At 61.8% G+C, this 8428-nt stretch carries 6 protein-coding genes; all 6 read left to right on the top strand.

The genetic code is table 11. The annotated features are described in order from the left end of the window. Positions 1-211: 211 nt before the first annotated feature. A complete protein-coding gene (locus QZY48_RS03690; RefSeq protein WP_295427874.1) occupies positions 212-1330 on the top strand; it encodes a DEAD/DEAH box helicase in 1119 nt (372 codons plus the stop codon). Then, on the top strand, positions 1269-3074 hold the full coding sequence (locus QZY48_RS03685; protein ID WP_295427872.1) for a helicase-related protein: 1806 nt from the start codon (positions 1269-1271) through the stop codon (positions 3072-3074). Before QZY48_RS03690 ends, QZY48_RS03685 begins: the two co-directional genes overlap by 62 nt. 51 nt (positions 3075-3125) lie before the next feature. Beyond that, positions 3126-4301 carry an ImmA/IrrE family metallo-endopeptidase gene (locus tag QZY48_RS03680; protein ID WP_295427870.1) on the top strand — a complete coding sequence of 392 codons (1176 nt, stop codon included), beginning with the start codon at positions 3126-3128 and terminating at the stop codon, positions 4299-4301. After that, positions 4298-4768, top strand: a complete 471-nt coding sequence (locus tag QZY48_RS03675) for a PIN domain-containing protein (protein WP_295427868.1) — start codon at positions 4298-4300, stop codon at positions 4766-4768. The genes QZY48_RS03680 and QZY48_RS03675 overlap by 4 nt, the downstream gene beginning before the upstream one ends. 2 nt (positions 4769-4770) lie before the next feature. Beyond that, on the top strand, positions 4771-6408 hold the full coding sequence (locus tag QZY48_RS03670; RefSeq protein WP_295427865.1) for a site-specific DNA-methyltransferase: 1638 nt from the start codon (positions 4771-4773) through the stop codon (positions 6406-6408). 297 nt (positions 6409-6705) lie between these two features. Continuing rightward, complete coding sequence (locus QZY48_RS03665; protein WP_295427862.1) at positions 6706-8355, top strand: DEAD/DEAH box helicase family protein; 1650 nt, start codon at positions 6706-6708, stop codon at positions 8353-8355. Positions 8356-8428: the final 73 nt, after the last annotated feature.

Genomic DNA, 8428 nt, shown 5'->3' with positions numbered 1-8428 from the left:
CGTGACGCACGCCCGCGTACCGCTCCGACCACCCTCCCGGCACCTGCCCGGGCTTCCCGTTGCCACCCCTGGTCAGGGCCAACCCACCCCGCAACAGTCAACGCCAGCGCCCACCGGCGCCGGCATCGCCCGCTGTCAGGCGGCGGCAGGGTTATGCTTCAGGGCTGTGCGTTGCCGTGTTGACTTGACAGGCCCAAACTCTGGTTGACCCATGAGCCTCACGGACTACCATACCAAGTACATCGCCTTTGAACTGACGCGCCGCTTCCCGTCCGACAGTCCCGAGCGGCTCGCGGGTGCCGTTGCCAGCGCCCAGGTCGACCTCAACCCCCATCAGGTCGATGCGGCCTTGTTTGCCTTCGCCCCCCCCCTGTCCAAGGGTGCCCTGCTAGCGGATGAAGTGGGCCTCGGCAAGACCATCGAGGCCGGCCTGGTCCTGTCCCAACGCTGGGCGGAGCGGCGCCGCCGCATCCTCGTCATCACCCCGTCGAACCTGCGCAAGCAATGGTTTCAGGAGTTGACCGAGAAATTCTTCCTGCCCTGCCGACTCCTTGAGGCCAAGTCTTACAACGCCGCGATCCGCCAGGGCCAGTTCCGCCCCTTCGAGGTGCCCGAGGTCGTCATCTGCTCCTACCAGTTCGCCAAGAGCCGGGCGGCCGATGTCCAGGCCACCGCCTGGGACCTGGTGGTCATCGACGAGGCACACCGCCTGCGCAACGTCTACAAACCGTCCAACGTCATCGCCAATACCCTGAAACTGGCCCTGGCCGGCCGGCACAAGCTGTTGCTCACCGCAACGCCCTTACAGAACTCACTCCTGGAACTGTTCGGCCTGGTCAGCTTCATCGACGAGCACAGCTTTGGGGATCTAAAAAGTTTCCGGGAGCAATTCGCCAACCTGACCCAAGCGCAGGTCTTCGCCACCCTCAAGGCCAGGCTCAAGCCCATTTGCCATCGCACCCTGCGGCGTCAGGTTACCGCCTATATCCCCTTCACCAAGCGCCTGCCGCTGGTGGAGGAATTCACCCCCGAAGAGGGCGAGGACCGGCTCTACCACCTGGTGTCGGACTACCTGCAGCGGGACAACCTCCAGGCCCTGCCCGCCAGCCAGCGCTCCCTGATGACGCTGGTCCTGCGCAAGCTCCTGGCCTCGTCCACCTTCGCCATTGCCGGGGCCTTGACGACCATTGCCAACCGGCTCAGGGCCAAGGTGGGGATAAAGGAACCCCGCGAGCCGCTAACAGGCCTTGGACCAGGATTACGAAGCATTGGACGAGACCGCCGAGGAGTGGCCCGACGACACCCCACCCGAGCCGCTGAGCGAGACTGACCGGGGAGCCCTGGAGCGCGAGATCGCCGACCTGGACGCCTTCGCCCGACTCGCCGCCTCCTTCGACCACAACGCGAAGGGCAAGGCCCTGCTCAAGGCACTCGGTGTCGCCTTCGCCAAGGCCAAGACGCTGGGTGCGCCGGAGAAGGCCATCATCTTCACCGAGTCCCGCCGCACCCAAAGCTATCTGCTGCGCCTGTTGGCGGATAGTCCCCACCAAGAGGGGATCGTCCTCTTCAACGGTTCCAACACCGACGAGCGCTCCCGCCACATCTACGCCCAATGGTTCGAGCGGCACCAGGGCACCGACCGGGTCACCGGCTCGCGGACCGCCGACATGCGTTCCGCCCTGGTGGACTACTTCCGCGACCAGGGCCGTATCATGATCGCCACCGAGGCGGGCGCCGAGGGCATCAATCTCCAATTCTGCTCCCTGGTGGTAAACTACGACCTTCCCTGGAACCCGCAACGCATCGAGCAACGCATCGGCCGCTGTCACCGCTACGGCCAGCGGCACGACGTGGTAGTGGTCAACTTCCTCAACCGCAAGAATGCCGCCGACCAGCGCGTCTATGAACTGCTCGCCGAGAAGTTCCAGCTCTTCGAGGGCGTCTTCGGCGCCAGCGACGAGGTGCTTGGAGCCATCGAGTCCGGGGTGGATTTCGAGAAGCGTATTGCCGCCATCTACCAGCGCTGCCGCAGGCCCGAGGAGATCCAGAACGCCTTTGACCAACTCCAATTGGAGCTGAGCTTCGAGATCGACACCTCCATGGCCCGTACCCGCGCCCAACTCCTGGAGAACTTCGACGACGAGGTGCGCGAGAAGCTGCGGGTCCGTGAGGAGACCGCCAAGGCGAGCCTGACCCGCTACGAGCGCCTGCTCATGCAACTCACCCGCCACGAGTTGAGCAACGCTGCCGAGTTCCTGGGCGATGCCTCCTTCCGTCTCCACCGGGCGCCGCCGGATGCGGGTACTGCGATCCCGCTCGGACTCTATGAACTGCCGCGCCGCTCCGGTGAGGCGCATCTGTACCGTCTCAATCACCCCCTGGCCGAGGCCCTGCTCGCCAAGGCCAAGGGCCGTGACCTGCCGCCCGCGGAGATCCGCTTCGACTACGGCCGCCACCCAGGCAAGATCAGCCTCATCGAACCCCTGATCGGTCGCTCCGGCTGGCTGATGCTATCGCTGTTGCGTGTAGAATCCTTGGACCAAGGGGAGGATCATCTGATCTTCGCCGCCGTGACGGACGACGGCGAGCCCCTGGACCCGGACGCCGTTGCCCGACTGATGACAGTGCCCGGCTCGGCTTCCCCGCTCCCGGCGGGAGACGGACCGGGGCTGACGGAGCAGGCCCTGGGTGCCCAGACGGCCCGGCAACGAGGTGCCATCGAACGCCAGGTGTCCGAGCGCAATGCCCGCTTCTTCGAGTCCGAGGCCCAGAAACTCGACGGCTGGGCCGACGATCTTAAGGTCGGACTGGAACGGGAAATCAAGGAAATGGATCGCCAGATTCGGGAGGCACGCCGGGCGGCAAGCGCCGCCGTCACGCTGGAGGAGAAGCTCGTGGGTCAACGGCAGGTGAAGGCCATGGAGGCGGAGCGTAGCCGAAAACGGCGTTCACTCTTTGATGCACAGGACGAGGTGGACCGCCAACGGGAACGACTGATCGCAGAGACCGAAGCGAAACTGGCGCAGGCGCTGTCGATCCAAGCGTTGTTTTCGATTCGCTGGTCTATCCATTGAGCCGAATCGCAAACGCCACACGGCAAACCAAGAACATTGCGGAGGCAACGAGTGGCCAAGAAGCTCGGGTTCCATACCCTGGGTGTCCAGCCGGCGGTTCTCCGCTGGGCGCGGGAGTCTCAGGGTTATTCGCTTGATGATGTCGCCATTCACCTCAAGCGTGATATCGACGAGATCGTTGCCTGGGAGACCGGCGCGGCCAGTCCGACCTATGCCCAGCTAGAAAGCCTCGCTTATGGATTGTACAAAAGACCGTTGGCGGTCTTCTTCCTGCCTGCGCCCCCCAAGGAGCACAAAGTCAAGCAAGAGTTTCGCACCCTGCCCGACAGCGAACTTGATCGCCTGACCGCGGACACCCGCTATCAGCTTCGCATGGCCCACGCCTATCAGATTTCCTTGCGGGAGCTGAACGACGGTGTGAACGCTTCCCCGCGCAAGATTTTCCGGGACTTGACGCTAACCGCCCAAAGCAACGTACGGGAAGCGGGCGACAGGGTTCGCGCGTACCTCGGTATCGCGTTGGATGCACAAATTGGCTGGAAGAGCGCGGAGGCGGCGCTTAAGGTGTGGCGGAGTGCAGTAGAAGCCAGTGGCGTATTTGTCTTCAAGCACTCCTTCAAGCAGAAGACCATTTCCGGCTTCTGCCTGGCGGACGATGAATTCCCGCTCATCTATTTGAACAACAGTACCGCCAAGACCCGCCAGATCTTCAGCCTCTTCCATGAGCTGGCGCATTTGCTGCTGAAGGTCAACGCGATCTCGACCGTGGATGACGCCCATCTTCAAGAGTTGCCACAGAGAGAGCGAGGCATCGAACGATTCTGCAACGCGCTTGCGGCCGAGATTCTGGTTCCTTCTGCGGACTTTGAAAGCCAATTGACCGAGATTTCTGAACCATACGACGATGCGGCGGCGCCGCTGGCGCGGCGCTATCATGTGAGCCGGGAGTCAATCCTACGCCGACTCCTTGATCGCGGCCTGATCGACCAAAGCAAGTACGAGGCGAAGGTCAAGCAGTGGGCGACCGAAACCGAGAATGGCGGGTCCGGCGGCGACTACTATGCGACCCAGACGACCTACCTCGGTGAAGGTTACATGCGGCTCGTTTTCGCCAAGCATTATCAAGGGCGATTGACCCTCGAACAGACTGCGGACTATCTCGGCGTCCGGACCAAGAGCGTCGCGGGTCTTGAGGAGGCACTGTTCCGTAACGCGGTGCCGGCATGATCTACGTATTCGATACCGGCGCCTTCATCGTCCTGAAGAACTATTATCCGACGGCCTTTCCGACCCTTTGGGAGCGGATCGCCACGGCGGCTGCCAGCGGCGAACTCGTGTCAGTCCGAGAAGTCTTCAATGAATTGCATAACTACAACGATACGGATTTCATTCAGGACTGGGCGAAGGACCATAAGAACATCTTTGCCAGTCCGAGCAACGATGAGTTGTTGATCGTTCAGCAAATCCTCGCGATTCCCCATTTCCAAACCCTCCTGAGCACCAAGGCGATCCTCAAAGGCACACCGGTTGCCGACCCCTTCGTAGTGGCGGCAGCCAAGCACAAAGGGGCGACGGTTGTTACCCAAGAGGGGCTGAAACCGAACGCCGCTAAGGTGCCCAATGTCTGCCAACACTTCGGTGTGCCGTGTCTTAACTTGGAAGCCTTCATGGCGCAGCAAGGCTGGACTTTCTGATCATGGCGACGAAGCAAAAACTGGAGTTGACCTGGATCGGCAAGGAAAACCGGCCGCGACTGGAGCCGCGCATCCTGCTGGAGGACCCGGCGCGGTCGTATCACGCCGCCCATCGTGTGACGGGGCGGGACTGCTTCGACAATCGGCTGATCTTCGGGGACAACCTGCTGGCGCTCAAGGCACTGGAGGCGGAGTTCACGGGCAAGGTGAAGTGCGTCTTCATCGATCCGCCATACAATACCGGGAGCGCCTTCACCCACTACGACGACGGGGTGGAGCATTCCATCTGGCTGTCGCTGATGCGCGACCGACTGGAGATTATCCGGCGCTTGTTGTCGGAGGATGGGTCTTTGTGGATTACCATCGATGACAACGAGTGTCATTACCTCAAGGTCTTGTGTGATGAAGTGTTTGGGCGGGCGAATTTTGTTGCCAACATCATCTGGCAGAAGACACCTACCAGGGAGAACAGGACAGATGTCTCGACGGTCCACGATAGTATCTTGGTTTTCGCCACCAATCGGTTAAGGTGGAAAGAGATTCGCAACCCGCTGCCAGCCAGTGAGGCCCAGCTTGATCGGTATACGAACCCCGATGATGACGACCGGGGACGTTGGGCGTCGTTGCCAGCTCATGCGAAGGCCGAGAAAGGGAGACGGCAAGCCCAGTTCTTTACCATCACAACGCCCTCTGGCCGCCGAATAGATCCGCCGCCTGGGCGCTGTTGGCTCTATACCGAAGAACGGTTTCGTGAAATGGTTTCCGATAACAGGATCTGGTTCGGTAGCGACGGGAGCAATGCCCCTCGTGTGAAGAAATTCCTCACAGAAGTGCAGGCGGGACTTGTTCCATCCAGCATCTGGCTCTACACGGAGGTTGGGACGACCGGCAGTGCCAAGTCGCAATTGGTGTCTCTTTTCCCAGGTGAGGTCCCATTTTCCACGCCAAAGCCAGAAGAGCTGATTAAGCGGATTATCGGCATCGCGAGTGATGAGGGGGACTTGGTGCTCGACTCCTTCGCCGGCTCCGGCACCACCGGCGCAGTAGCCCACAAGATGGGCCGCCGCTGGATCATGGTGGAGTTGGGCGAGCACTGCCACACCCACATCATCCCGCGGCTCAAAAAGGTCATCGACAATGATGACCCCGGCGGCATCACCAAGGCAGTGGGCTGGAAGGGCGGCGGGGGCTTTCGCTATTACCGGCTCGCCCCCTCGCTGCTGGAGAAGGACACCTGGGGCAACTGGGTCATCAATCACGACTACAACGCCGCCATGCTCGCCGAGGCACTGTGCAAGCTGGAGGGCTTCCGCTATGCCCCATCCGATTGTGTCTACTGGCAGCACGGGCACTCCACCGAGCGCGATTTCGTCTATGTGACCACCGCCGCCCTGACCCATGAGCAGCTGGCGCAATTGAGCGACGAGGTGGGGCCGCAGCGCAGCCTGCTGGTGCTCTGTACCTCCTTTCGCGCCCGCGCGGACCTGTACCCCAATCTCACCGTGAAGAAGATCCCCCGGCAGGTCCTCTCCCGCTGCGAGTGGGGCCACGACGACTATTCGCTGCGGGTGGAGAACCTGCCGAGCGCGCCGCCGGCGCCGGGGCAGATGGACCTCTTCGACCCGGAGGAATTATCATGACCCACCTCGTTCCCACGCTCTGCGTGGCAGCGCCTCCGCGGACGCTCTGCGTCCCGAGTGTGCAGGATGTCGGCGGGAATCGAATTCAGCCCGGTTCACTGGACGCGGAGCGTCCAAGACTGCATTCCCACGCGGAGCGTGGGAACGAGAGAGGTCAGACATGAATAGAGAGCAGGTCTTGTCGATATTGGGATGTCGTGCTGCACAAGGTACCGGACATCGATTCATCGGCGCGCAATCTGCATCGACGATTGAACGCTGGCGACCAGTGATGACACCACAAAGGACGGCTATCGCATGAACCCCCACGTCAATGCCATCGCCGGCCGTCTGAGCCTGCGGCCTCCCCAGCGCCGCTCGCTTGAGGTCCTGGACCGGATCATGGAGATTACGCCGCCCGGCAAGGGCGCCGACGTCTCTGCGGTGCTGGAAACAATCCGCAGTGAGTTTCCATCGGTCACGGACTTCGAGCGGGACTTCCCGTCCCTGTGCTTCGCGCTCGCCACCGGCGTAGGCAAGACCCGGCTCATGGGCGCCTTCATCAGCTATCTGCACCTGGCCCACGGCATCGACAATTTCTTCGTGCTGGCGCCCAATCTGACCATTTACAACAAGCTGATCGCCGACTTCACCCCGAACACGCCCAAGTATGTCTTCCGCGGCATCGCGGAGTTTGCCACCGAAGCGCCGATGGTCATCACCGGCGACAACTACGAACAGCAGAACGTCACCGGCGGACGCCTGTTCGGTTCCGTGCGGATCAACATCTTCAACATCTCCAAGATCAACTCCGAGGTGCGCGGCGGCAAGGCCCCGCGCATCAAGCGGTTGTCCGAGTATATCGGCGCCAGTTATTTCGACTACCTGGCCGGGCTACCGGACCTGGTGCTCCTGATGGACGAGTCGCACCGTTACCGGGCGGGCGCGGGCATACGGGCGATCAATGAATTGAAGCCCATCCTGGGGCTGGAGTTGACCGCCACGCCTTACGTCGAGACCGGCAAGGGTACCTTGCCGTTCAAGAACGTGATCGTCGACTACCCGCTGGGCCGGGCGATGGCCGACGGCTTCGTAAAGGAACCGGCGGTGGTGACACGCAAGGACTTCGACCCCAGCGGTATGTCGGCGGACGAAATCGAGCGCCTGAAACTGGAGGACGGGGTGCGGCTGCACGAGGGCGTCAAGGTCGAATTGGAGACCTATGCGCGGCAGTTCGACAAGCCCATCGTCAAGCCCTTCGTCTTGGTCATCGCGCGCGACACCACGCACGCGGGCCAGTTGTTGGCGCTGATCCAGTCCGATGCCTTTTTCGAGGGGCGTTACAAGGATAAGGTTATTCAGGTGGATTCGAGCAAGACGGGGGCCGAGGAGGAGGCGATGATCACACGCTTGCTTAAGGTGGAACATACGGAGGAGCCGACCGAGATCGTCATCCACGTCAATATGCTCAAAGAGGGCTGGGACGTCACAAACCTCTACACCATCGTGCCCCTGCGCGCGGCCAATGCGCGGGTGCTGATCGAGCAGTCCATCGGCCGCGGGCTGCGCCTGCCCTACGGTGTGCGCACCGGTGTGACTACGGTGGACCGGCTGAACATCGTGGCGCATGACCGGTTTCAGGAGATCGTGGACGAGGCCAAACGGCCGGGATCGCCGATTCAACTCCAGACCTTGGTGCTGGACCTGGATCAGGTGGGGACGAAGACGGCCACGATGGTTTCCCAGTCCCAGTTGGCGACCCAGCTTGGATTCAAACCGGCGACACCCACCAGCAGTACCCGGGTGGCGGGCCAGGACCAACCCGCGGCGTTCGATAAGCCCCAAGAGCAGGCCCTCGCGCAACTGGCCTATGCGGCGATCCGGAAACTGAGCGGCAACCCCCAGAGGGTAGGGTGTTCAATATCCCACCTATATCACAATTTAATGTCATACAGTTTTCGTGTTTGACGCCAAATCAATGAGAGCATGCCGACGCCGGGCCAGCATCGACGCACCGAGATGCGTTGTCGCCCAGTGCTCG

It is taken from the genome of uncultured Thiodictyon sp., from assembly GCF_903828115.1.
Classification (GTDB): domain Bacteria; phylum Pseudomonadota; class Gammaproteobacteria; order Chromatiales; family Chromatiaceae; genus Thiodictyon.
Note: the sequence above shows the minus strand (reverse complement) of the source record. Positions and strands in the feature narration are given on the sequence as shown.

Coding starts and splice junctions, on each gene's coding strand:
- QZY48_RS03675 (WP_295427868.1), top strand. CDS start 4,298: ATGATCTACGTATTCGATACCGGCGCCTTCATCGTCCTGAAGAACTAT.
- QZY48_RS03665 (WP_295427862.1), top strand. CDS start 6,706: ATGAACCCCCACGTCAATGCCATCGCCGGCCGTCTGAGCCTGCGGCCT.
- QZY48_RS03690 (WP_295427874.1), top strand. CDS start 212: ATGAGCCTCACGGACTACCATACCAAGTACATCGCCTTTGAACTGACG.
- QZY48_RS03670 (WP_295427865.1), top strand. CDS start 4,771: ATGGCGACGAAGCAAAAACTGGAGTTGACCTGGATCGGCAAGGAAAAC.